General features: G+C 65.3%; 20 protein-coding genes. 8 read left to right on the forward strand and 12 right to left on the reverse strand.

The window, feature by feature from the left end; genetic code table 11:
• Window positions 1-24 precede the first annotated feature (24 nt).
• Entirely contained in the window at window positions 25-1,221 is a 1,197-nt protein-coding gene (gene glgA, locus BS38_RS0101785; protein ID WP_028269249.1) for a glycogen synthase, read from the reverse strand.
• A 102-nt stretch (window positions 1,222-1,323) separates the two neighbouring features.
• On the opposite strand from glgA, the gene glgC reads away from it, so the two are divergent.
• The 3 genes from glgC to BS38_RS0101800 all read left to right on the forward strand — a co-directional run bounded on the left by glgC (window position 1,324) and on the right by BS38_RS0101800 (window position 4,841).
• The gene (glgC, locus tag BS38_RS0101790) at window positions 1,324-2,721 is read left to right on the forward strand and encodes a glucose-1-phosphate adenylyltransferase (RefSeq protein ID WP_028269250.1); all 1,398 of its coding nucleotides are present in this window, start codon (window positions 1,324-1,326) and stop codon (window positions 2,719-2,721) included.
• Between the two features lie 67 nt (window positions 2,722-2,788).
• A complete protein-coding gene (locus BS38_RS0101795) occupies window positions 2,789-4,240 on the forward strand; it encodes an SDR family NAD(P)-dependent oxidoreductase (RefSeq protein WP_028269251.1) in 1,452 nt (483 codons plus the stop codon).
• Between the two features lie 136 nt (window positions 4,241-4,376).
• Window positions 4,377-4,841, forward strand: a complete 465-nt coding sequence (locus tag BS38_RS0101800; protein WP_028269252.1) for a pyridoxamine 5'-phosphate oxidase family protein — start codon at window positions 4,377-4,379, stop codon at window positions 4,839-4,841.
• A 21-nt stretch (window positions 4,842-4,862) separates the two neighbouring features.
• On the opposite strand, the gene BS38_RS0101805 is transcribed toward BS38_RS0101800, so the two are convergent.
• Window positions 4,863-5,306, reverse strand: a complete 444-nt coding sequence (locus BS38_RS0101805; RefSeq protein ID WP_028269253.1) for a universal stress protein — start codon at window positions 5,304-5,306, stop codon at window positions 4,863-4,865.
• A 270-nt stretch (window positions 5,307-5,576) separates the two neighbouring features.
• Between BS38_RS0101805 and BS38_RS0101810 the strand changes: the two genes are divergently transcribed.
• Window positions 5,577-6,341, forward strand: a complete 765-nt coding sequence (locus BS38_RS0101810) for a response regulator (protein ID WP_028269254.1) — start codon at window positions 5,577-5,579, stop codon at window positions 6,339-6,341.
• A 33-nt stretch (window positions 6,342-6,374) separates the two neighbouring features.
• Here the strand turns inward: BS38_RS0101810 and BS38_RS0101815 are convergent, their stop codons facing one another.
• Window positions 6,375-7,955 carry a GAF domain-containing sensor histidine kinase gene (locus tag BS38_RS0101815; RefSeq protein ID WP_231510992.1) on the reverse strand — a complete coding sequence of 527 codons (1,581 nt, stop codon included), beginning with the start codon at window positions 7,953-7,955 and terminating at the stop codon, window positions 6,375-6,377.
• 269 nt (window positions 7,956-8,224) lie between these two features.
• On the opposite strand from BS38_RS0101815, the gene BS38_RS0101820 reads away from it, so the two are divergent.
• Entirely contained in the window at window positions 8,225-8,710 is a 486-nt protein-coding gene (locus BS38_RS0101820; RefSeq protein WP_043437359.1) for a pyridoxamine 5'-phosphate oxidase family protein, read from the forward strand.
• 19 nt (window positions 8,711-8,729) lie between these two features.
• Here the strand turns inward: BS38_RS0101820 and BS38_RS0101825 are convergent, their stop codons facing one another.
• From BS38_RS0101825 to BS38_RS0101835, 3 genes are all read right to left on the reverse strand, one after another.
• Window positions 8,730-9,581, reverse strand: a complete 852-nt coding sequence (locus tag BS38_RS0101825) for a transglutaminase family protein (RefSeq protein WP_028269257.1) — start codon at window positions 9,579-9,581, stop codon at window positions 8,730-8,732.
• Window positions 9,578-10,504 carry an alpha-E domain-containing protein gene (locus BS38_RS0101830; protein ID WP_011691978.1) on the reverse strand — a complete coding sequence of 309 codons (927 nt, stop codon included), beginning with the start codon at window positions 10,502-10,504 and terminating at the stop codon, window positions 9,578-9,580. The genes BS38_RS0101825 and BS38_RS0101830 overlap by 4 nt, the downstream gene beginning before the upstream one ends.
• Before the next feature lie 81 nt (window positions 10,505-10,585).
• The gene (locus BS38_RS0101835; RefSeq protein WP_028269258.1) at window positions 10,586-12,142 is read right to left on the reverse strand and encodes a circularly permuted type 2 ATP-grasp protein; all 1,557 of its coding nucleotides are present in this window, start codon (window positions 12,140-12,142) and stop codon (window positions 10,586-10,588) included.
• A 233-nt stretch (window positions 12,143-12,375) separates the two neighbouring features.
• Here BS38_RS0101835 and BS38_RS0101840 point away from each other — a divergent pair, with 233 nt between their 5' ends.
• Both BS38_RS0101840 and pepN read left to right on the forward strand, forming a co-directional pair.
• Complete coding sequence (locus BS38_RS0101840; protein ID WP_231510999.1) at window positions 12,376-13,386, forward strand: putative sulfate exporter family transporter; 1,011 nt, start codon at window positions 12,376-12,378, stop codon at window positions 13,384-13,386.
• Window positions 13,387-13,474: 88 nt separating this feature from the next.
• Entirely contained in the window at window positions 13,475-16,102 is a 2,628-nt protein-coding gene (gene pepN, locus BS38_RS0101845; protein WP_028269260.1) for an aminopeptidase N, read from the forward strand.
• Window positions 16,103-16,153: 51 nt separating this feature from the next.
• Here pepN and BS38_RS0101850 read toward each other — a convergent pair whose 3' ends face one another.
• From BS38_RS0101850 to BS38_RS0101870, 5 genes are all read right to left on the reverse strand, one after another.
• Window positions 16,154-17,263 carry a lipoate--protein ligase family protein gene (locus BS38_RS0101850; RefSeq protein ID WP_028269261.1) on the reverse strand — a complete coding sequence of 370 codons (1,110 nt, stop codon included), beginning with the start codon at window positions 17,261-17,263 and terminating at the stop codon, window positions 16,154-16,156.
• A 90-nt stretch (window positions 17,264-17,353) separates the two neighbouring features.
• Window positions 17,354-17,611 carry a type B 50S ribosomal protein L31 gene (locus BS38_RS0101855; RefSeq protein WP_011691973.1) on the reverse strand — a complete coding sequence of 86 codons (258 nt, stop codon included), beginning with the start codon at window positions 17,609-17,611 and terminating at the stop codon, window positions 17,354-17,356.
• Window positions 17,612-17,752: 141 nt separating this feature from the next.
• Window positions 17,753-18,562 (reverse strand): TrmH family RNA methyltransferase, encoded by an 810-nt coding sequence (locus BS38_RS0101860; RefSeq protein WP_028269262.1) that lies wholly within the window; start codon window positions 18,560-18,562, stop codon window positions 17,753-17,755.
• A gap of 47 nt (window positions 18,563-18,609) precedes the next feature.
• Window positions 18,610-19,395, reverse strand: coding sequence for a sulfite exporter TauE/SafE family protein (locus BS38_RS0101865; protein ID WP_028269263.1), 786 nt, complete (start codon window positions 19,393-19,395; stop codon window positions 18,610-18,612).
• A 19-nt stretch (window positions 19,396-19,414) separates the two neighbouring features.
• A complete protein-coding gene (locus BS38_RS0101870) occupies window positions 19,415-20,200 on the reverse strand; it encodes an ABC transporter ATP-binding protein (RefSeq protein WP_028269264.1) in 786 nt (261 codons plus the stop codon).
• Between the two features lie 122 nt (window positions 20,201-20,322).
• Between BS38_RS0101870 and serB the strand changes: the two genes are divergently transcribed.
• Window positions 20,323-21,216: a phosphoserine phosphatase SerB gene (serB, locus tag BS38_RS0101875; protein WP_028269265.1), complete on the forward strand. Its 894-nt coding sequence runs from the start codon at window positions 20,323-20,325 to the stop codon at window positions 21,214-21,216.
• 119 nt (window positions 21,217-21,335) lie between these two features.
• Here the strand turns inward: serB and BS38_RS0101880 are convergent, their stop codons facing one another.
• Entirely contained in the window at window positions 21,336-22,097 is a 762-nt protein-coding gene (locus BS38_RS0101880; protein ID WP_028269266.1) for an SDR family oxidoreductase, read from the reverse strand.
• Window positions 22,098-22,254: the final 157 nt, after the last annotated feature.

Below are 22,254 nucleotides of genomic sequence, written 5' to 3' on the forward strand. Positions count from 1 at the left end.
AAGTCCTTTTAGGCAAGGACCGCGTTAGGCGAGGACCGAGCGGTACACCTCAAGGGTGGTTTGCGTGATGGAGTCCCAGGAGAAGTGCTCCTCCGCGCGGCGGCGGCCGGCCTGTCCCATGGCGCGGGCGCGCTCCGGATCGGACACCACCTCGGTCAAGGCGGCTGCGAATTCGTTGACGAACTTCTCCGGATCCAGCGGGGTTCCGGTGCCGTCGGTGACCTGCTCGAGATCCACCAGCAGTCCGGTTTCGCCGTGCCGGACAACCTCCGGGATCCCGCCGGTGGCGCTGGCCACCACGGCCGCACCGCAGGCCATGGCCTCCAGGTTCACGATGCCCAGCGGCTCGTAGATGGACGGGCAGGCAAAGGCGGTTGCGTGGCTGAGGACCTGGATCAGTTCGTTGCGGGGAAGCATCCGTTCAATAAGGACAACTCCGCTGCGCTGAGTCTGCAGCTCCTCGATCAGGCGGGCAGTTTCCGCGGCGAGCTCCGGAGTGTCCGCCGCGCCGAGGCACAGGACCAGCTGGACATCGGCCGGCAGCTTGGCTGCGGCACGCAGCAGGTACGGAACGCCCTTCTGGCGGGTGTTGCGGCCTACGAAAACTACGCTGGGCAGCGCCGGATCGATGCCCAGGGCGCGGATGGCGTCATCTGCCTCGTCACGCTGCCAGAGTTCGACGTCGATGCCGTTGTGCACCACGCGGACCTTGGCCGGGTCCACGTCCGGGTAGCTGCGCAGGATGTCCTGCCGCATCCCCTCGGACACGGCGATGATTGCAGCGGCGGCCTCGTAGGCGGTCTTTTCCACCCAGGAGGACAAGGCATAGCCGCCGCCGAGCTGTTCGGCTTTCCACGGCCGGAGCGGCTCCAGGCTATGCGCGCTCAACACGTGCGGAATGCCGTGCAGCAGCGAGGCGAGGTGGCCCGCCATGTTGGCGTACCAGGTGTGCGAATGCACAAGGTCGGCCCCCGCGATGTCCGGCACGATGCGCAGATCGACCCCGAGCGTCTGGACGGCGGCGTTGGCGGCCCCCAGATCCTCCGGAACGGAGTAGGACGTCACCTTCGCCCCGTGATAGTCGGGATCCCGGGGCGCCCCGAAGGCCCGCACCTGCAAATCCACATGCTTGGCCAGCACACGGCTTAGTTCAGCCACATGGACCCCGGCGCCACCGTAAATCTCGGGCGGGAACTCTTTAGTCACAATGTCTATTCGCACGATACCCAAGGTAGTCCTTACGGCGTATCTGTTCTAGTGTGAAGGGGTCCGGGCGTGCCGGACTATTGGGGAAAGATACGAAGGCGTACAGGAGCGACCACCATGCCGTTGAATAAGAAAGTCCTGGCTATTGTCCTCGCAGGCGGCGAGGGCAACCGTCTGATGCCATTGACGGCGGACAGGGCCAAACCCGGCGTGCCTTTTGCCGGGAGCTACCGGCTGATTGACTTTGCACTTTCCAACCTCGTGAATTCCCGCTACTTGCAGATTGTGGTGTTGACGCAATACAAATCCCACAGCCTGGACCGGCACATTTCCGAAACGTGGCGAATGTCCACGCAGCTGGGAAACTACATTGCATCCGTCCCCGCGCAGCAGCGTGTGGGCAAGAGCTGGTTCCTTGGCAGCGCTAATGCCATTTACCAGTCCCTGAACCTGATCCATGACGCCAACCCCGACATTGTGGTCGTTGTTGGCGCGGACCACGTCTACCGCATGGACTTCGCGCAGATGGTGGAGCAGCACGTGGCCAGCGGCGCCAAGGCCACGGTGGCCGCCGTCCGCCAGCCCCTCAACATGGCCGACCAGTTCGGTGTCATCGAAGTGGACCAGAACGATCCCCAGAAGATTGCGGCCTTCGTGGAGAAGCCGTCCTCAACTCCGGGCCTGGCCGCCGATCCGACGCAGTTCCTGGCTTCCATGGGCAACTACGTGTTCGATGCCGATGCCCTGGTGGACGCCCTGCACGTTGATGCCGAGCGCCTGGATACCAAGCACGACATGGGCGGCGACATCATTCCGTACTTCGTCAACAAGGGCGAAGCAGGCGTTTATGACTTCACGCTGAACGACATTCCGGGTTCCACCGAACGGGACCGCACTTACTGGCGCGACGTGGGCACCATCGATTCCTTCTATGATGCGCACATGGACCTTATTTCCCCGATGCCGGTTTTCAACCTGTACAACTCGGAATGGCCCATTTACACCCGGCAGAGCATTTCCCCGCCCGCAAAGTTCGTCCGCGGCAAGGGAAACACCGTGGGTACGGCACTCGATTCGATCGTGGCCAGCGGTGTGGTGATCTCCGGGGGCATCGTGGAGGGTTCAGTCCTGTCCAACGACGTTTACGTGGGAACGTCCAGCCGGGTGGTTGATTCGGTCCTGATGGACAAGGTGCAGATCGGCGAGGGCGCCGTGGTCAACCGCGCCATCATCGACAAAAACGTCAAGGTGCCTGCCGGTGCTGCGATCGGCCTGGACCCGGAGCGCGACCGCGCCCGCGGATTCAAAGTCACCGATTCGGGCATCACCGTGTTGTCCAAGGGCCAGGAAGTTCCTGAACCGGACGAGGCCGAACGCGCACTGTCAGCCGCCAACCTTCACCAGGTGCCCAACGCAGTGAAGGCGGCCACTGAAAACTACCCGGCCGCACGGGAATCCGTGACCCAACTGGGTGAAGCCCACGCAGCGACACTGGGTGTGAGTGTCGCCGACTAGGACCGGATCCCTGTCCCCCGAAACCTGACGGCAGGCCGTAGGATTCCCAGGCTGTAAAATTGGACCAATGAACACCCCCGATTTGACGCCTGAGGACATCCAGGCCTGCCTCAAGGTTCTCAACACCATCCACGCCTACGACGAGGAACACCCTGACTACGTCTCGGTGCGCCGCGCCACCGGCAAGATGTTCAAGGCTGTCAAACGACACCGACGGGTCACCAAACGCGACCTGATCGCGGAGTCGGACCGGGCAGTGATCGCCCAGACGGCCACGGCTGCACCCGACCGGATCGACGACGAAACGCGCGGGAACAAGCTGGAACCCTCAGCGACGGGGAAGGTGGCCGGTCACCTCATCAGGTCCCGCCCCTGCTACATCTGCAAGAACCACTACACGCAGGTTGACGCGTTCTATCACCAGCTGTGCCCTGAATGTGCCGCATTCAGCCACAGCAAGCGTGATGCGCGCACCGACCTCACGGGCCGGCGTGCGCTGCTGACGGGCGGACGCGCGAAAATCGGCATGTACATTGCCCTGCGGCTGCTTCGCGACGGCGCGCACACCACGATCACCACACGGTTCCCGAAGGATGCTGCACGCCGCTTCGCGGCGATGGAGGACAGCGGGGACTGGCTCCACCGGCTCCGGATTGTGGGCATTGACCTCCGTGATCCCTCCCAGGTGATGGCCCTGACCGACTCCCTCGACGCTGCGGGTCCCCTGGACATCATCATCAACAACGCCGCCCAGACAGTCCGCCGGTCCGGGAACGCCTACAAACCCCTGGTTGATGCCGAGGACGAGCCCTTGCCGGCAGCCCTTGAGGCAGCCAATGGCGGCCCGGAACTGGTGACGTTCGGCCATGCCCACGACAAGCACCCGCTCGCCCTTGCCAGCAGCGTCACGGAGCACCCGGTCCTGGCCGGGGACGCCATCACCTCCCTTGCCCTCTCGACAGGCTCGGCATCGCTGGAGCGCATTGCCTCCGGCACGGCCATTGACGCCGGCGGACTGGTCCCGGATCTTGCCACGATCAACAGCTGGACCCAGGTGGTGGACGAAGTGGATCCGCTGGAAATGCTCGAGGTGCAGCTCTGCAACGTCACGGCGCCCTTCCTGCTGGTGAGCCGGCTGCGTGCAGCCATGAAGCGGTCCACCGCGCACCGGAAGTACATCGTGAACGTCTCCGCCATGGAGGGCCAGTTCTCCCGCGCCTACAAGGGCCCGGGCCACCCCCATACGAACATGGCCAAAGCCGCGCTGAACATGATGACCCGGACCAGCGCGCAGGAAATGCTCGACGCCGACGGCATCCTGATGACCGCGGTGGACACCGGCTGGATTACCGATGAGCGGCCCCACTTCACCAAGGTCAGGCTCATGGAGGAAGGCTTCCATGCGCCGCTGGACCTCGTGGACGGTGCAGCCAGGGTCTACGACCCGATTGTCATGGGGGAAAACGGCGAGGACCAGTTCGGCGTCTTCCTTAAGGACTACAAGCCCAGCCCCTGGTAGGCGCCGCAACGACGGTAGCGCCATAACGCCGGCGGGGAGACGCAACGCGCCTGTCCACTATCAGAGGCTGTCGTGGTGCCGCTAGGGGCCCTATGGCCCTAATGGGCATGGCGGCGGGACCGTAACGTGGGTTTACATGAACAACATGACGCCGCCCGAAGGCCAGCTGTCCATTGACCAGTGCTGGGTCATGCTCGACACGGAAACGGTGGGAAGGATCGCCCTCATCGTCGACGGCCACCCCGAGATTTTCCCGGTGAACTTCGTGCTCCAGCGCCGCAGCATCGTCTTCCGAACCGCCGGCGGGACGAAGCTCTGGGCCGCCATGACCGCCAAGCCCGTGGCCTTCGAAATCGACGGCTATGACGCCCATGAAGAGAAGGCCTGGAGCGTCGTAGCCCGCGGCGAAGCCGAACTGATCGAGACCCAGGACGAAAAGGACGAGGTAGATGCCCTCTTCCTGGAACCGTGGCAGCCCGGCGACAAGGACTACTACGTCCGCGTGGCGCCAAAGGCCCTGACCGGCCGGCGGTTCAAGGTCAAGAAGCCGGACCTGTGGAACACCCGGCTCTCCGATCCCCGGCGCGCGGCTTTCGAGTAGGCAGCGCCTGCGTTCGGGGAGTCAATGCTTCGCCGGCGTGTGCACTACCAGGACCGGGCAATGCGCGTGCGCAACGCAGGCCGAACTTACGGACCCGAGTAGCAGGCCGCCGAAGCCGCCGTGGCCGCGACGGCCGACCACCAGCATGTCCGCAGTCCGGCTGGCATCGATGAGGGTATGGCGCGGGCGCCCCTGCACCAGCCGGGCTTCGACGTTCGGCGGCGTCTCCGGCCCGAAAGCCTTGGCTACGGCGTCGTTCAGGATCTCCCCGGCACGGACATCGAAGTCGTTGATTCCCATGGCCACGTAGCCGTCGTATACCGGCGGGTAATCCCAGCACGCCAGCGCCACAACCTGGGCTCCGAGTTGTCCCGCAAGGCCTTGCGCCCGCTTCAGGGCTTCCACCGACGCGTCCGACCCATCCACTCCGACAACGATGGTACGGACGTCCCTGGCCTCATTCATGTCGTTCCCTTTCGCAGGGCTGTCGCGCGTAGAACCCGGCCGCGGAGCGGCAGGGGTTCTTCAAGGATGTGTGCCGGAACCGCCCGGTGCTAGGGCCTAAAGTCATGCCCGCTGTGGGTCCAAGGACCCTTGTTGCGTCCGGAGGCGTCAACGAGAATGGCAGAGCCGGATGAGGGAAACCGGGTCCGGAGAGACATAATGGGATCTGCACAGCACCGCAAGCCGGTTGCGGACCGATGATGGCAGCTCCGGCCGCCGGACAGGAGGACCATGATTCCTCGGGCAGACCAGGTTCCCACCGCACAGGACGTGCATACCGACCTGATCCGTGTGTTCATCCTCGATGACCATGAACTTGTCAGGCGCGGGCTGCAGGAGCTCCTGGAGGGCGAGGGTTTCCAGGTGGTGGGCAGCTCAGGGTCTGCTGTCGAGGCAACGCGGCGGATTCCGGCGCTGCACCCCGACGTCAGCGTGCTCGACGCCCGCCTTCCGGACGGCACGGGGATCGAAGTCTGCCGGGACGTCCGGTCGGTGGACCCGAACCTCAACTGCCTGATCCTGACGAGTTTCGACGATGAGCAGGCACTGCGGGGCGCGGTACTCGCCGGCGCCCGCGGTTACGTCCTGAAGGAAATCGGCGGCACGGACCTCATCGGGGCACTCCGGCGTGCGGCGGCCGGTGAGTCGCTGTTCGACGACGGCGTGGCGGCCAGCGTCGTCGACAGCCTCGTTACTCCCCAGCAGGTGGACCCTAGGATAGCCGGGCTCACACCGCAGGAACGGCGCGTCCTGGAACTCGTGGGCGGCGGCCTGACGAACCGGCAGATTGCCGCTGAAATGTTCCTGGCGGAGAAGACCGTCAAGAATTACGTGTCCTCGCTACTGGCAAAACTTGGCTTTGAACGGCGGACACAGGCTGCGGTGTACATTGCCAACAGCTCCATGCCGGCCCCGTCGCCTTCAGGCCACTCTGCTGCGGCGCATTCGTCCACAGCCCACTCAGCCGGCAGCGAGTCCGACGGGCACAGGCATTAGAGGCAACACGGGCACTACAGACGGGCACAGGCACTAAAGCGGAACCGACCACTCAAGGCTTGTCCCGCTGCCCGGTGCGCCGGTGATGGTGCAGGTTCCCTCCAATATCCTGGCGCGCTCCTCCATGTTGTTGAGGCCGTTGCGCTTCGTGGAACCATTGAACCCGCTGCCGTTGTCCGTGACCAGGACAGTCATCATGCCGTCCAGGGCAGAAACGGACACCTCGATCGAGTCTGCTCCCGAATGGCGGATGGCATTGCTCAGCCCTTCCGAAACAACGGCCACCACATGTTCGGCCTTGTCAGGAAGGACTGAGTCAACCGGTCCTTCCAGGATGAGACCGGGTGTAAAGTGCATGGACTTGGCCGCGCTCCGGGTGACGCGGCGGAGGCGCGCGCTGAGCGACTCTGTGTCGCCGTTGCCGGTCCTGAGCGAGTAGATGGTGTCCCTGAGGCTGCGAATGGCCTCATCGAGCTCCCCCGTGATGGCGCGGATCCGGTCCAGCGCAAGCCCTTCCTTCGTGAAGCGGTTCAGGCTTTGGACGCTCAGGCCGGCGGCGAAGAGCCGCTGGATCACGAGGTCATGAAGGTCGCGGGCAATACGGTCGCGATCCGAATACACCAACAATTCTTCCCGCAGCCGGTGGACCCTGGCGAGTTCCAGCGCCAGCGCCACATGGGACCCGAAAACAGCACCCATCTCCACATCTATCCGGCCATACGGGCCCGCCCCGGAGTCCCGGACGAGGAGGAGCAGGCCATGGTGGGCGCCCTGGGTGCTGAGTGCCACTGCAAGCAGCGGTCCGGCAACGGTATCCCCCAGCACTTCGAGCACGTCGGCGGCGTTGTCCACGAGAAGGGGGTCGCCGCCTTCGAGCACGCCCCGGAGGGCATCCGAGTCCAAGGACAGCGGGAGGCCGGAAAACAGCTCTGCACCTTCGCCGTCGGCCCCGGCGACGACGTAGCCGTCGCCGCCCGCAGCGGGCTCCACGATCAGGGCCAGCTTGGATCCGGACTCCCGAAGGGCCCTTCCGGCGATGGGACCAAGTCCGGCGGAGTGGGCCGGATCGGTCCCCAGCATCAGCCCGGCAACATCCATGCACGCCTCAAGCCATTGGGCACGCCGCCTGGCGTCGTCGTAGAGCCGGGCGTTCTCAATGGCGACGCCGGCAGCGGCCGCCAGGGCAACGGCCAGCTCTTCATCCTCCACCGTGAAGTCGCCGCCGCCCACTTTTTCCGTTAGATACAGGTTTCCGAAGACGACGTCCCGCACCCGGACCGGAACGCCAAGGAATGACTGCATCGGCGGGTGGTGCTCGGGAAAGCCGTAGGCCTCGGGATGGGTCCGCAGGTCATGAAGCCGTAGCGGCCGGGGGTCGGAGATCAGCAATCCCAGGACGCCATGGCCGGTGGGGAGGGGGCCGATGTGCTTTGCGAGTTCGCCGTCGATCCCGACCGTGATGAAGTGGCTGAGGGCGCGGTCATCCCCGATGACACCCAGGGCCCCGTAACGGGCGCGCAATAGCTGGCAGGCGGACTGGACAACCCGTTCCAGAACGGCGTCGAGGCTCAAGTCCTCGGCAACGGCCACGACCGCTTCGAGCAGGCCACCCATGCGCTCCTGGAACTGGAGGAGCTCACCGGCCCGGGACACAAAGTCCTTGAGCAGGTCTTCGATCCTGGTGCCGCTTGCCGCGGTGTATCGCTCGGGGCCGTCGCCATCGGCATGCTTATCCACAAACCACTCCTGACCGCGTCCGTCCGCTCCGGCGTCGTGAGGCCAGAATACCGTTAAGGCATTCAACATGGCGTGAGGCTGTCGATTTGGCGGCAGGGACCTTGGGCCCTAGCTTTCCGGACGTTCCCTCGCCTAGGCTCGGCGTCATGAGCACTGATCCTAAACCGGGCGCTGACCATCCGCACGAAGTCGAAAACCTTGACAATCACGAATGCTGGCGCTTGCTGCGGAGCGTCTCAGTGGGCCGGCTGGCCGTCTGGGTGGACGACCACCCGGACATCTTCCCCATCAACTACAAAGTGGACCACGGAACCCTCGTCTTCCGCACGGCGGACGGCACCAAGCTGCAGGCAGCCACCGGTGACACTGCCGTGGCCGTGGAGGCCGACGGCGTGGACGCGGACAGCGGCATCGCCTGGAGCGTGGTGATCAAGGGACAGGCCGCCCCGGTCAAGAACCAGCAGGAGGTTCTGGACACCGTGGGACTGCTTCTTTTCCCCTGGCAGGCCGGCAAGAAAGAGCACTTCGTCCGGATTACGCCGGACACAGTCACGGGCCGCCGTTTCAAGGTCACTCCCCCGTTGACCTGGTGGACGCCGCTGGATGACGCCACCCGGTCCGGGTACGAATAGGCCCGCAAGGGGTGCCTGGCTAGGCCAGGCGGGTGATTTCCACGCTCACGTTCAACGCGGACCCTCCGCCGCCTGACAGGATGCCCTTGAGCGGCGGCACATCCCGGTAATCGCGTCCGCGTGCCACGGTGACGTGGAAGTCGCCTGCCGGTTTGTGGTTGGTCGGGTCCCAGCTGCGCCATTCGCCGTCCCACCACTCCAGCCACGCGTGCGACTGGCCGGCAACTGTTTCGCCGATGTCCGCCGTCGAACGCGGGTGAAGGTAACCGGAGACGTACCGCGCGGGAATACCGCAGCTGCGCAGCGCCCCGATCGCGAGGTGCGCCAGGTCCTGGCACACGCCCTGGCGCTGCCCCCAGGCCTGCGCGGCGTTGGTGGTGACTCCGGTGGAGCCTTTCATGTACGTCATCTCGCCGCGCATCCATTCGAAGATGGCCATGGCGGACCCGTGCGGGTTCCTGCCTTCGACGATTCCCGGAATGATGCCGAGGACTTCGTCTCCGGGACCACTCAGCCGGGACTGCGGGACCCAGTCACTGAACTGGTTGAGCGTCTCAGGCGCCTGCAGCACGTCCCAGGAGACGATGTCACCCTCCGCCGGGACGCGCTCAGCACGGTGGACTTCAACCGTCGTGGTGGAGACCACCTCCAGGTACTCATGCGGCATCTGCATGTCGAAGGCCGTAACGCGCGTGCCCCAGTAGTCGCGGTAGCTGCTGATGGCAGCCTGCGACGGCGCAACTTTCATGGACGATTCCAGCACCACCTGCTGCGGATCCGTCAACGGCGTCATGCGGGCTTCGTTGTACGAGAGCGTGACGCGTTTGTTGTATTTGTAGCCGGTTTTATGGATGATGCTCAGCCGGGTCATGAAACTTCTCCCACCCAGGCCAGTTCGTCCGCCTGATTGAAGTACTTACGGGAAATGGCGTCGGACGCCTGCGACACAGCCTTCTGGACGCGCTCCATGTGCTCCGGCAGTTCGGACATGAGGTCGTCCGTCCGGTGGAACTCGAGGAAGGTGCGGGCCTGGCCCACGATCCGGCGTGCGTCGTTGATGAAACCGACACGCTGGGCGGAAGGGTCGAGCTTCGCCAGGCACTCGTCAGCATCACGCAGGGCGTAGACAATGGAACGCGGGAACAGGCGGTCCAGCAGCAGGAACTCTGCGGCATGCTGGTCCCCGAAGGCGGCCCTGCGGGTCCGGAGGAAAGACTCATATGCCCCCGCGCAACGGAGCATATTGACCCATGACATGCCGGCGGAGAGCACGTCGCGGGTTGAAAGCATGCGTGCCGTCATGTCGGCACGCTCCAGGGAACGACCCAGGGCCAGGAACAACCAGCTGTCGTCGTGGCTGACGGTGGTGTCCGCCAGGCCGCTGACCATGGCCGTGCGCTCCAGCACCCAGTGGCAGAACCGGTAGGTGCCGACGACGTCCTTGCGGTGCTGGTTCAGGCCGTAGTACGTGGTGTTCAGGCTTTCCCAAAGCCCGGAGGAAACCGTTTCGCGGGCACGGCGCGCGTTTTCGCGGGCAGCCCCCAGCGACCCGGCGATCGATGTGGCGCTCTGCTTATCGTAGGCGAGGGCGTGGAGCAGCTCCTCGAGGCCGAATTCGTCGCTCTCGGGCCGGGCTCCCATAACAGCCAGGAGTTCCCGGGCCACATTGTCCCGTTCCTCCGTGGGCAGGTGGTTGAGGCGCTCGAGGTGGACGTCCAGGATGCGGGCGGTACCGTCAGCCCGCTCCACATAGCGGCCGATCCAAAATAGGGACTCAGCAATACGGCTAAGCATTCGCGGCTACCTCCTGCGGGTCCGAAATCTGCATGTACATAAATAGGGAAACTGGTGCGGTGAGCTCCCGACGGCGGCGGCTCACTGCTGCTGCTCCGTCTGGCGGTCGCGCCAGTTGCTTTCGACCGGCCACACCGAAACCCGCTCGCGGACGGTGATGGACGGCCTGGGCAGGAGCTCCACCGGAACCTCGGGAGAGTCCGAGAGCACCCACGTGTCCTTGGACCCGCCTCCCTGGCTGGAGTTGACGATCAGCGAACCCTCCTTGAGGGCCACGCGGGTCAGTCCGCCCGGGAGCACCCAGACTTCGTCGCCGTCGTTGACGGCGAACGGCCGCAGGTCGACGTGCCGAGGGCCAAACTTATCACCGCTGAGGGTGGGAACCGTAGACAGCTGCAGGACCGGCTGCGCAATCCAGCCACGGGGATCGGCGATGACGCGCTTACGCAGCGCCTCGAGTTCTTCCTTCGATGCGTCGGGGCCGATGACCAGGCCCTTGCCGCCGGAGCCGTCCACCGGTTTTACCACCAGTTCATCCAGCCTGTCCAGGACGTGCTCGCGCGCTTCCTTCTCCTCCAGCCGGAAGGTGTCCACGTTGGCGATCACGGGCTCTTCGTTGAGGTAGTAGCGGATGAGGTCGGGCACGTAACTGTAGACGAGCTTGTCGTCGGCCACGCCGTTGCCCACCGCGTTGGCAATGGTCACGCCTCCGGCGCGGGCCGCATTGACCAGTCCGGGGCAGCCGAGCATGGAATCGGCGCGGAACTGCAGCGGATCGAGGAAGTCGTCGTCGATGCGCTTGTAGATGACGTCAACGCGCTGTTCGCCGGCGGTAGTACGCATGTAGACCCGGTTGCCGCGGCAGATGAGGTCGCGGCCTTCCACGAGCTCCACGCCCATAAGGCCGGCCAGCAGGGTGTGCTCGAAATACGCGCTGTTGAACACGCCGGGCGTGAGGACCACTACGGTGGGGTCGTCCACGCCTGACGGTGCCGTCTTGCGGAGTGCGGACAGGAGACGGCGGGGGTATTCCTCCACCGGGCGGATCAGTTGCTGGCCGAAGGCCTCCGGCAGGCCCTTGGCCATGGCGCGGCGGTTTTCCAGCACGTAACTCACTCCGGAGGGGACGCGCACGTTGTCTTCGAGCACCCGGAAGGTTCCCGCGGCGTCGCGGACGACGTCGATCCCCGAGATGTGGACGCGGACGCCGCCGGCCGGTTCGAAGCCGTGGACCTGGCGGTGGAAATGGGCGCTGGTGGTGACGAGCTGGCGCGGGATGACGCCGTCGGCCACCACCGTCATTTTGTCGTAAACGTCGTTGAGGAAGGCCTCGAGGGCACGGACCCGCTGGGCCACGCCCTTCTCCAGCACGGTCCACTCATCGGCAGGGATCACCCGGGGGACGATATCCAGGGGAAACGGACGTTCCTCCCCGGCGAAGTCGAAGGTGACACCGCGGTCCAGGAAGGTCCGCGCCATCGAATCGGCACGGGCCGTGACATCGGTGAGGGAAAGTTCCCGGAGGGCACCCGCGACCTGTCCGTAGGACTTCCTGGCTTCTTGGCCGGGGGCAAACATCTCGTCGTAGGCGCCGGTGCGGCCGGCGGCCTCGGAGTAATCCTGGAATAGGTCAGACATGGTCATTAGCCAACCACCTTTTTGTTTCGAATTCATTACTGATGCCCATTGGGGCGTGTTGAAGCCACCCGGCCGGTTCGTGTTTTTCCGCACTGTTCCGGCAAGGTAGGTGAGTGCCATTGCCCAGACTCCCCGCCGCCCCCCACGGGCGGATCTCCGCACGGATCCCACCCCTGTTGCCGGGACTACTCACTGCCGTTTTCGCCGTCGGGGTGGCCTTTACCGTACACGCAATGGTGCCCGCCCTGCCCGCCATGACCGTCGCCGTCGTGCTCGGGCTGCTTTCTGCCAACCTCCCCGGCACCGGAACCTGGACGGCGGGGCGGGCGCGTCCGGGACTCGACTTCGCCGGCAAGCACCTGATGAGGGCCGGGATTGTGCTCCTCGGACTGAAAGTCAGCGTCCTGGACGTCCTGGGCCTCGGCTGGCAGTCGCTGCTGCTCATCACGGGGGTGGTCCTGGTGAGCTTCGCCGGAACCTACGGGATTTCCCGGATGTTCCGCCTGACCCGCGATGCCTCCCTGCTCATCGCCACCGGTTTCTCCATCTGCGGAGCCTCTGCCATTGGCGCGATGGCTGCGGTCCGCAGGATCCGCCACGTGGACACCGTCCTGCCGGTTGCGCTGGTCACGCTGTGCGGCACCCTGGCCATCGGTGTGCTGCCGCTGCTCCTGCATCCGCTGCAGCTCACCCCTGAAGTGTTCGGTGCGTGGACCGGGGCGTCGGTGCACGACGTCGGCCAGGTGGTGGCCACCGCACAGACCGCAGGCACCGGTGCCCTGGCGATCGCCGTCGTCGTGAAGCTGACGCGGGTGATCCTGCTGGCCCCCATGGTGGCCGCCGCAGGGATCCACCAGCGGTCGGCCATCAACCGCGAAACCCGGAACGGCGCCGGACCGAACGGGACCGGACCGGATGGATTGGCAGGTGCGGAGCCGGCCGGCCCGGCCTCCGAAACCGACGGCGCCGAGCTGCGGATGCCGCCCGTCGTCCCGCTGTTCGTCATTGGATTTGTGGCCATGGTGGGTTTGCGGTCCACCGGCTGGCTCTCCCCCGGCTGGCTGGAGGCCGCCGCAGCCGTGCAGGATCTGCTGCTCGGCACGGCGCTCTTCGGCCTGGGTTCGGCGGTCCGGGTGCAAACCCTGCTCCACACCGGCGCCAGGGCCCTGCTGGCAGCCCTCGCGGCGTGGCTCCTGATCGCCGCCCTGGGACTGGGGGCCGCCATGCTGATCGTTCAGCCTTGACGGACCAGGTCCCGCCCGGACAACTGCACCGAAGCCACTGCACCGACGCGGCACCGGTGATCCGCCTGCGCCATGATTCAATAGCTTGGTGTCGAATGAGAACCTGCAACGCGATGAAGCGGCAAATCGCTCAGCCCTGATCACCACCCATAGCTACGACGTTTCACTCGACGTCCGCACGGCGCAGGATCCGGAGGTTACCGGCTACACCAGCCGCAGCGTAATCAACTTCTCCGCCCGGGAACCCGGCGGCTCCACATTCCTGGACTTCATCAGCAGCGACGTGCACAGCGTGTTCCTGAACGGAAAGGGGCTGTCCGTCGCCGACGTCGTGGACGGATCCCGTATCCGGCTTGACAACCTGCAGGCCGAAAACCAGGTCACCGTCACCGGGACGGCGCTGTACAGCACGTCCGGGGAGGGAATGCACCGCTTCTTCGACCCCGCCGACGGCCAGTGCTACCTCTACACACAGTACGAGCCGGCTGATGCCCGGCGCGTGTTCGCCAACTTTGAACAGCCCGACCTCAAGGCGGAATTCACGTTCCATGTGATGGCTCCCTCCGACTGGCAGGTCGCTTCCAACGGCACAGAGGCCAACCGCACCCAGCTGACCAGCGATCCCGCAACGAGCCGCTGGGACTTCGCACCGACCCGGCGGATGTCCACCTACATCACCACCGTGCTGGCTGGGCCGTACTTCAAGGCCGAGGACCACTGGAGCGGAACCGTTGAGGACGGCACAGCGCTGGAAATCCCGCTGGCCCTCTACTGCCGCAAGTCCATGGCGGGATCCTTCGACACCGCGCACCTGTTCCAGCTCACCAAGCAGGGACTCGGATTCTTCAACAACCTCTTCGACTACCCCTACCCCTGGGGCAAGTACGACCAGGCGTTCGTGCCCGAATACAACCTCGGCGCCATGGAAAACCCCGGGCTGGTCACCTTCACCGAAAACTACGTTTTTACGTCCCGCGCCGCTGATTCGCAGTACCAGGCACGCGCCAATACCCTGATGCACGAAATGGCGCACATGTGGTTCGGTGACCTGGTGACCATGCAGTGGTGGAACGATCTCTGGCTCAAAGAGTCCTTCGCCGACTACATGGGCACCCTGGGCGTGGACCGCGCCACGGACTGGGACACGGCCTGGGTGAACTTCGCCAATAACCGCAAGGCGTGGGCCTATGTCCAGGACCAGCTGCCCACCACCCACCCGATCGTCGCCGACATTCCCGACCTTGAAGCGGCCAAGCAGAACTTCGACGGCATCACCTACGCCAAGGGCGCATCCGTGCTGAAGCAGTTGGTGGCCTACGTCGGCTTCGAGGCGTTCATCGCCGGCTCGCGCCGGTATTTCCGGGACCACGAGTACGGCAACACCACGCTCGCGGACCTGCTCGCCGCCCTCGGCGAGGCGTCCGGCCGGGACCTGGCGGCATGGGCCCGCCAGTGGCTGCAGACTTCAGGGATCTCCACCGTCACGGCAGAAATTGATGACCACGACGGCGTGCTGGGCAGGGTTGCCCTCGTCCAGGAGGCAGTGGACCCGGTCACCGGACGGCAGGAACTGCGGCCGCACCGGCTTCGGGTCGGGCTATACGATTTCGACGCCGACGGCTTGCTGGTCCGCACCGACAGCGTGGAGACCGACCTGACCGGCCAGAGCACGGTGGTTCCCGAACTGGAGGGCAAGCCGGTGCCCGCCCTCCTCCTGGTCAACGACGACGACCTCAGCTACGTGAAGGTGCGGCTTGATCCCCGCTCGGAAACCACCGCGCGTGCGTCCCTGGGAGCCCTGCAGGACCCGATGGCCCGGGCGCTCTGCTGGACGGCGCTCTGGGATGCCGCCCGCGACGGTGTGGCACCGGCGGACAGCTACGTTGCGGCAGTGGAGAAATTCAGTCCCGCCGAGAACGGCATCGGCGTCCTGCTGAACGTGCTGGGCAACGCGTCGACTGCCATCGACCGCTATGCACCGGTTTCGGAACGGGATACGGTGCGCCGCCGCTTCCTGGACGCGGCTGCCCGGGAACTTGCCGCAGCCCGGCCGGGTTCGGACCACCAGCTCGCCTGGGCAAGGACCCTCGCCGCCGCCAGTCGGCAGTCGGCAGGCCGCCTGGACCTGCTGAGGGGAATCCTGGACGGCACAACGGTCATCGAAGGCCTTGCCGTGGACCCCGAGCTCCGCTGGAGCCTGTGGCATGCCCTGGCGGCCAACGGTCAGGCAACGGAGGCCGAACTCGACGCCGAACTTTCCCGTGACACCACGGCATCCGGCCGTGCGGGCCATGCCACGGCACTCGCCGCCCGCCCGGTGGCGGCGGTCAAAGCCGCAGCCTGGGATGCCGCCGTCGCAGGCAGCGCCCTCTCCAACCAGCTGCTCAGCGCCACGATTGCCGGATTCAACACGGCCCCGGACGGCCTGCTGGACCCGTTTGTGGAACCGTACTTCGAGTGCCTCGAGAACGTCTGGGCGGAGCGCAGCATCGAGATCGCCAGCCGGATTGTCCGCGGGCTCTATCCGGCAGGCCAGGATTTGGACGGGGGCGATCCGGCCACCCACCCCGTGATCGTCCGGACGGACAACTGGCTGGCCGGCCACCCGGACGCTCCACGGGCGCTTCGCCGGATCGTCATCGAGCAGCGGAGCCACCTGCACCGTTCCCTCACAGCACAGGCAGCAGCCGCGAAAGCACCATCGATTGCTCCGTAACCGCCGTTTAGGCCGCTCATAACGGCAGTTGCGGAGCAATCGACGTCATTACTAGGGCACCCGGTGCAGCCATTCCGAGGTGCCGAATTTGACCGCCACGCGGTCACGGGCGGCGGCAAGTTCGGCCTCGGTGAGGACCGAGGGCGTGGCCCCGTACCGGCCGCTGAACACATCCATCATGGCCTCAACAATTTCCGTCCGGGCCAGCCCGGTCTGGCGGCGCAGCGGATCGACGCGCTTTTTGGCACTGGCGGTCCCCTTATCCGAGAGTTTCTCCTTGCCGATCCGGAGGACCTCCACCATTTTGTCGGCGTCGATGTCATAGCTCATGGTGACGTGGTGGAGCATGCCGCCGTTGGCCAGCCGTTTCTGGGCGGCACCGCCGATCTTGCCCTGCTCCGTGGCAATGTCGTTGAGCGGCACGTAGAAGGCACTGATGCCCAGTTTCTTCAGTGCAGCCATGACCCAGGCGTCCAGGAAGGCGTAGGAATCGGCGAAGCTGATGCCGTCCACAAGGGTCTGGGGCAGGTACAGCGAGTAGGTGATGCAGTTGCCTGCTTCCATGAACATGGCTCCCCCGCCGCTGATCCGCCGGACCACGCTGATGCCGTGGCGGGCCACGCCCTCGGGATGGACCTCGTTGCGGACCGACTGGAAACTGCCGATCACCACGGACGGTTCCTCCCAGTCCCAGAAGCGGAGGGTTGGATTGCGGCGCCCTGCCCCCACTTCCTCGGTGAGCACCTCGTCCAGGGCAACGTTGATGTGGGTCGGAAGGACCGAGGGCGCGATGACATTCCAGTGGTGGTCCGCCCAGCCGGTGGCCTTCGCCAGGGCCCTGCGGACGGCGACGGCCACGGCGTCGGCCGAAAACCCGAAGAGCACGGCGTCGTCGGGGAGGCCATCGGCCACGGCGGCGGAGATGTCCGCCGCCGCAGTCGTTTCCGGTAGTCCCGTCAGGGCGTGGTTGATGTCCAGCAGCGCTTCATCGGGTTCCAGGAAGAAGTCACCGCTGACGGAAACGTGCGCGAGGCGGCCCCCGACGACGTCGAAATCCACCACCACGAGCTTGCCGCCCGGGACCTTGTACTCACCGTGGCGCCGGCCGCCGTCGTCGTGAGTGCCGTCCGCCGCGCCGGTCTCAAAAGAAGGGAATGTCATGCATCCCATCCTGCCCCACCAACGCAAAAACCCGCACCTTCCGGAATTCCGGAGGATGCGGGCTTTTCCAACTGCCTTGGGGAGAAGTTATTACTTCTTGCCGCCGAAGCCCTTGAAGCGAGCGTTGAAGCGCTCGACGCGGCCTGCGGAGTCCATGATGCGCTGCTTGCCCGTGTAGAACGGGTGGGACTCGGAGGAGATTTCGACGTCGATGACCGGGTAGGTGTTTCCGTCTTCCCATTCGATGGTCTTCTTGGAAGACACAGTCGACTTGGTCAGGAACTTGACGCCGGAAGCCAGGTCGTTGAAAACAACAGCTTCGTACTTCGGGTGAGTATTAGACTTCATAATTGGACCTTCGTTCGCACAACTGGATTTTGCCAGCTGCCAGGTATGAATGGGATGAAGGTGCGGAACAACATCAATAACATCAGGTGCCCGGACCAACACTCAATCCTAGCCTAAAGAGGCTCCCGGTACGAACCGGGGTCAGCCCTTCGGGCGGAGTTCCCAGAACGCGACGGCGGAAGCCGCCGCGACGTTGAGCGAATCGACTCCCGCCCGCATGGGAATCTTGACGGCGAGGTCCACGGCGGCGAGGGTCTCCGGGCTCATGCCCGCACCTTCGGTGCCCAGCACCAGGGCGAGTTTGTCCGGGTTGCGGGCGGCCAGTTCATCGAGGTCCACGGCATCTCCCGTGAGTTCCATGGCTGCCACCGTGAAACCCTGCTCCCGGAGGACATTGAGATCGTCCGGCCACGACTCCAGGCGGGCCCACGGAACCTGGAACACGGTACCCATGCTCACGCGGACACTGCGCCGGTACAGGGGGTCCCCGCACCGTGGCGAGACCAGCACGGCGTCCACGCCGAGGGCGGCTGCCGAGCGGAAGATGGCACCCACGTTCGTGTGGTCCACGATGTCTTCGAGGACGGCCACCCGGTGTGCACCGGCCAGGAGTTCGGGCAGCGGCACGGGTGCCGGGCGGTGCATGGCCGCCATGGCGCCGCGATGCAGGTGGAAACCGGTGATGTCTTCCAGCAGCGCGGCGCTGCCGACAAACACCGGGACGTCCGGGAACCGGTCAAAGACGTCGGTCAGGTCCTCCAGCCACTTCTCGGCAAGGAAAAAGGAACGCGGCCGGTGGCCGGCAGCGAGGGCGCGCCGGAGCACGCGCGAGGATTCCGCGATGTACATCCCCTCGGCGGGTTCCCGGACCTTGCGCAAGTGCACGTCCGTGAGCCGGGTGTAGTCGGACACCCGGGGATCATCAGCGGATTCGAGGTAGTGGAAAGTCACTGGAAGTCATTTCATCGGGACGGGTGATGCACCGGGGCAAGTGCCGGTCATTTGAACAGGTTCGCGATCATGAACCCCAGGGCCACGAGGCCCAGTGCGAAGATGACGCCGCGCAGGACCGGCGGGGAAAGCCGCCGGCCCACCTTGGAACCGATGATGCCGCCGATGAGGGAACTCACCGCGATAATGCCCACAACCGGCCAGTTGATGCGCCCGAATGCGAACAGCAGATAAGACGCCGCCGCCACGATGTTCACCCCGAGGACCAGGATGTTCTTCATGGCGTTGGCGTTCTGGATGGTCCCCGTCATGAACACGCCCAGGATGCCCACCAGGAGGATGCCCTGCGCGGCGACGAAGTAGCCGCCGTAGACACCGGCCAGGTACACCAGGACGATCAGGAGCACGCCGTGGCGTTTGTCGTTGATCGCGTGCTCGGGGTTCGCCTCCCGGTTCCGCACCCACTGCTGGAGCCGGGGCTGGAAGACCACCATCAGCAGGGCGAGCACAATCAGGGCAGGTGCGGCGTAGTGGAACACCTTCTCCGGCAGGTGCAGCAGCAGCCAGGCGCCGCTGATGCCGCCCAGCAGGGATGCCGGCAACAGCCGAAGCAACTGCCTGCCGCGCCCCGCGAGCTCTTTCCGGTACCCCCAGGCGCCCGCGGCATTCCCCGCCACGAGCCCCATGGCATTGCTGATGGATGCTGTCACCGGGGCGATGCCCAGGGCAATCAGCACGGGGAACGTGACCAGGGTGCCCGAACCCACAACACTGTTGATGGTTCCGGCCCACAGCCCCGCGAAGAAGATGAAGACGCCGTTGAGTAACTCCACGCTCGGAAGGCCAGCCGGGTCAGCGGCGTGCGGTGGCGGCGTAGCGTCCCGCGTTGACCGTGACGTCGAGCGGCAGGCCGAAGGTCTCGCTGAGGTGCTCGGAAGTCAGGACGTCGGCAATGGGGCCGGCCGCCACAACGCCGGCATCGCGCATCAGCATCGCGTGGGTGAAGCCCGGCGGAACTTCCTCGAGGTGATGGGTCACCAGGACAATGGCCGGGGCAGTTTTGTCGCGTGCCAGTTCACTGAGGCGGTGCACCAGGTCCTCGCGGCCGCCGAGGTCCAGCCCTGCCGCGGGCTCGTCCAGGAGAAGCAGTTCCGGGTCTGTCATCAGGGCGCGGGCAATCTGGACCCGCTTCCGTTCGCCTTCGGACAGGGACGCGAACGCACGGTTGAGGAGCGGACCCATCCCCCACTCGTTCAGGAGCCGGAATGCACGGCGTTCGTCGTCCTTCTCATAGCCTTCGCGCCAGCGTCCGGTCACCCCGTACGCGGCCGTGACCACAACGTTGAGGACTTTCTCCTGCTCGGGAATCTGGTTGGCCAGGGCCGCCGAGGACAGGCCGATGCGGGGCCGGAGTTCAAAGACGTCAACAGCCCCCAGCATCTCTTCCAGGATGCCAGCCATCCCGCTGGTGGGGTGGAGCCGTGCCGCCGCAATCTGGAGCAGAGTGGTCTTGCCCGCGCCGTTGGGTCCGAGGATTACCCAGCGTTCGCCTTCTTTGACCTGCCAGTCCACTTTGTTGAGGAGCGTTTTGGCTCCGCGGACAACGCTGACGGCAGCCATTTCAAGAACATCACTCATAGGAGTAGACACTAGGACAAAACACGGCGCGACTGATAACTGATACACCACGCGCGGAGCCTGCACCAGGGCGGAACGAAACGAATTCGGGTGCCGGGAGTGCGCTGGCTAAGATTGCAGCCATGAGTTCGAACGTGACTGCGGTCAGCTACGGCGTCAAAATGTCCCCTCCGGAACTGGAACACCTCCGTTCCCTGCTGACCGGAGCAGGCGCTTCCTTCGCCGCAGAATCCCGCAGCGGCGACCACCGCTTCGAGGTGTACACGGTGGATTTCTCCGTGGAATCCGGCACCGCTGCCGAGATCGCCGCGCTGCGCCATGACGTGGCGTCTGCCGGCTTCACCGGGATGGACACGGCGATCGTCCCGGCAGCCCTCCGGGAGGCGCCCCGCAAGTTCCTCATCATGGATGTTGATTCCACGCTCATCCAGCAGGAGGTCATCGAACTGCTGGCCGCCTACGCCGGGAAGAAGGAAGAGGTCACGGCGGTCACGGAGGCTGCCATGCGCGGCGAGCTGGACTTCGCCCAGAGCCTGCATGCCCGGGTGGCCGTGCTCGCGGGCCTGCCCGCCGCCGTCGTCGATTCCGTACGGGCCGAGGTGAAACTCAGTGAGGGTGCAGCGGAACTGGTGGCGGCGTTCAAGGCGGCAGGTCACGCCGTGGCAGTCGTTTCGGGCGGTTTCAACCAGATCCTCCGCCCCATCGCGGAAGATCTTGGGATGGATCACTGGATCGCCAACGAGTTGGAAATTGTCGACGGCGCGCTGACGGGCAAAGTGCTGGGCGCGGTCATCGACCGTGCGGCGAAGGAGAAGTACCTCCGCGAGTGGGCTGCGGCCGAGGGCATCCCCCTGGAGCACACCATCGCCGTGGGCGACGGCGCCAACGACCTGGACATGCTTGGAGCCGCCGGGATCGGGGTGGCCTTCAACGCCAAACCGGCGGTGCGCGCAGTCGCGGACGCAGTGGTCAACATGCCCTACCTGGATGCCGTGCGGCACATCGCCGGGGTCTGAGGCATTAACCGGTTGAGGCATTAACCGGTTGAGGCATTAACCGCGAGATGGCACGTCGCGCAATGTTCCTGGGAACAATTGCGGCGACGTGCCATCTCGGCGGACTGGCGCTGAGGGTCCTAGCCTGCCTGGCCGGTGCTCTTGCCGAAGTAGTCGGCGCCGCCGGCGTACTCGGTGTGGCCGGTTTCGACGTCGGCAGTCACCATCTTGGCGATTTCCGCGGCAAACTCGGCCACGGAGTACAGCTTTCCGGCCTCGGCCCGGCGGGCCTCGATGGCGCCCGGGTTGGAGCGGTCAAGCAGCGTGGCCGTAACGGTTCCTTCGATCATGTCGCCGGAAACCACCACGAAGGAAATGCCCTTTTCTGCAAGGTTCGGGATGAGGGCGCGCAGGGCATCCTCTCCGGCGCGCTTGCTGCGTGCCACCGGCTCGTATTCCGGCATCGTGGGGACTGAATCGATGAAGTGGGCCTGGTGGCTGGTGACAAACACCACGCGGGAGCCTTCACGCATCAGCGGCACGGCAGCGTTGAGCATGTTGACCTGGGCATCCCGGTTCAGCTTCAGGGCGTAGCCCTCTTCCATGCCCGACTCCATGCCGCCGGAGGCGTTGAGGACGAGGACATCGAGTGAGCCGAAGTTCTCCATGGCCGCGCTTGCCAGCGCCTGGACGCCTTCCTGCGTGGTGAGGTCGGCGCCGACCGCTGCGGCACGGCCTCCGGCGGCCTCGATCTCGGCCACAACCTTATTGGCGCGCGGCGCCTTCTGACGGTAGTTCACCACGACGGCGGCACCCTCGGCAGCGAGGAGCCTGGCAACATCAGCGCCGATCCCCCTCGATGAACCGGTCACAATGGCAGTCTTGTTGTCCAGCAATCCCATTCGAGCTCCTTTGTTCCAAACGTCCAAAATCTGTCGGTCTGCCATCCATCATGCCAGCGGATGGGAAGAATCCAGTTGTTCAACGTCAACAAAGAAGCGGATCCGGGATAGTTGCGGTGAGGCGCATGCCGTTGCCGGGCCGCGCGGGCCGGCGTAG

Origin of the sequence: Arthrobacter sp. UNC362MFTsu5.1, from assembly GCF_000685965.1 — a bacterium.
Lineage (GTDB): Bacteria > Actinomycetota > Actinomycetes > Actinomycetales > Micrococcaceae > Arthrobacter.

Excerpts from the sequence above, each read along its gene's own strand:
- glgC (WP_028269250.1), top strand. The coding sequence starts at position 1,324 with ATGCCGTTGAATAAGAAAGTCCTGGCTATTGTCCTCGCAGGCGGCGAG.
- BS38_RS0101795 (WP_028269251.1), top strand. The coding sequence starts at position 2,789 with ATGAACACCCCCGATTTGACGCCTGAGGACATCCAGGCCTGCCTCAAG.
- BS38_RS0101800 (WP_028269252.1), top strand. The coding sequence starts at position 4,377 with ATGAACAACATGACGCCGCCCGAAGGCCAGCTGTCCATTGACCAGTGC.
- BS38_RS0101805 (WP_028269253.1), bottom strand. The coding sequence starts at position 5,306 with ATGAATGAGGCCAGGGACGTCCGTACCATCGTTGTCGGAGTGGATGGG.
- BS38_RS0101810 (WP_028269254.1), top strand. The coding sequence starts at position 5,577 with ATGATTCCTCGGGCAGACCAGGTTCCCACCGCACAGGACGTGCATACC.
- BS38_RS0101815 (WP_231510992.1), bottom strand. The coding sequence starts at position 7,955 with ATGGGTGGCCTGCTCGAAGCGGTCGTGGCCGTTGCCGAGGACTTGAGC.
- BS38_RS0101820 (WP_043437359.1), top strand. The coding sequence starts at position 8,225 with ATGAGCACTGATCCTAAACCGGGCGCTGACCATCCGCACGAAGTCGAA.
- BS38_RS0101825 (WP_028269257.1), bottom strand. The coding sequence starts at position 9,581 with ATGACCCGGCTGAGCATCATCCATAAAACCGGCTACAAATACAACAAA.
- BS38_RS0101830 (WP_011691978.1), bottom strand. The coding sequence starts at position 10,504 with ATGCTTAGCCGTATTGCTGAGTCCCTATTTTGGATCGGCCGCTATGTG.
- BS38_RS0101835 (WP_028269258.1), bottom strand. The coding sequence starts at position 12,142 with ATGTCTGACCTATTCCAGGATTACTCCGAGGCCGCCGGCCGCACCGGC.
- BS38_RS0101840 (WP_231510999.1), top strand. The coding sequence starts at position 12,376 with ATGGTGCCCGCCCTGCCCGCCATGACCGTCGCCGTCGTGCTCGGGCTG.
- BS38_RS0101850 (WP_028269261.1), bottom strand. The coding sequence starts at position 17,263 with ATGACATTCCCTTCTTTTGAGACCGGCGCGGCGGACGGCACTCACGAC.
- BS38_RS0101855 (WP_011691973.1), bottom strand. The coding sequence starts at position 17,611 with ATGAAGTCTAATACTCACCCGAAGTACGAAGCTGTTGTTTTCAACGAC.
- BS38_RS0101870 (WP_028269264.1), bottom strand. The coding sequence starts at position 20,200 with ATGAGTGATGTTCTTGAAATGGCTGCCGTCAGCGTTGTCCGCGGAGCC.
- serB (WP_028269265.1), top strand. The coding sequence starts at position 20,323 with ATGAGTTCGAACGTGACTGCGGTCAGCTACGGCGTCAAAATGTCCCCT.
- BS38_RS0101880 (WP_028269266.1), bottom strand. The coding sequence starts at position 22,097 with ATGGGATTGCTGGACAACAAGACTGCCATTGTGACCGGTTCATCGAGG.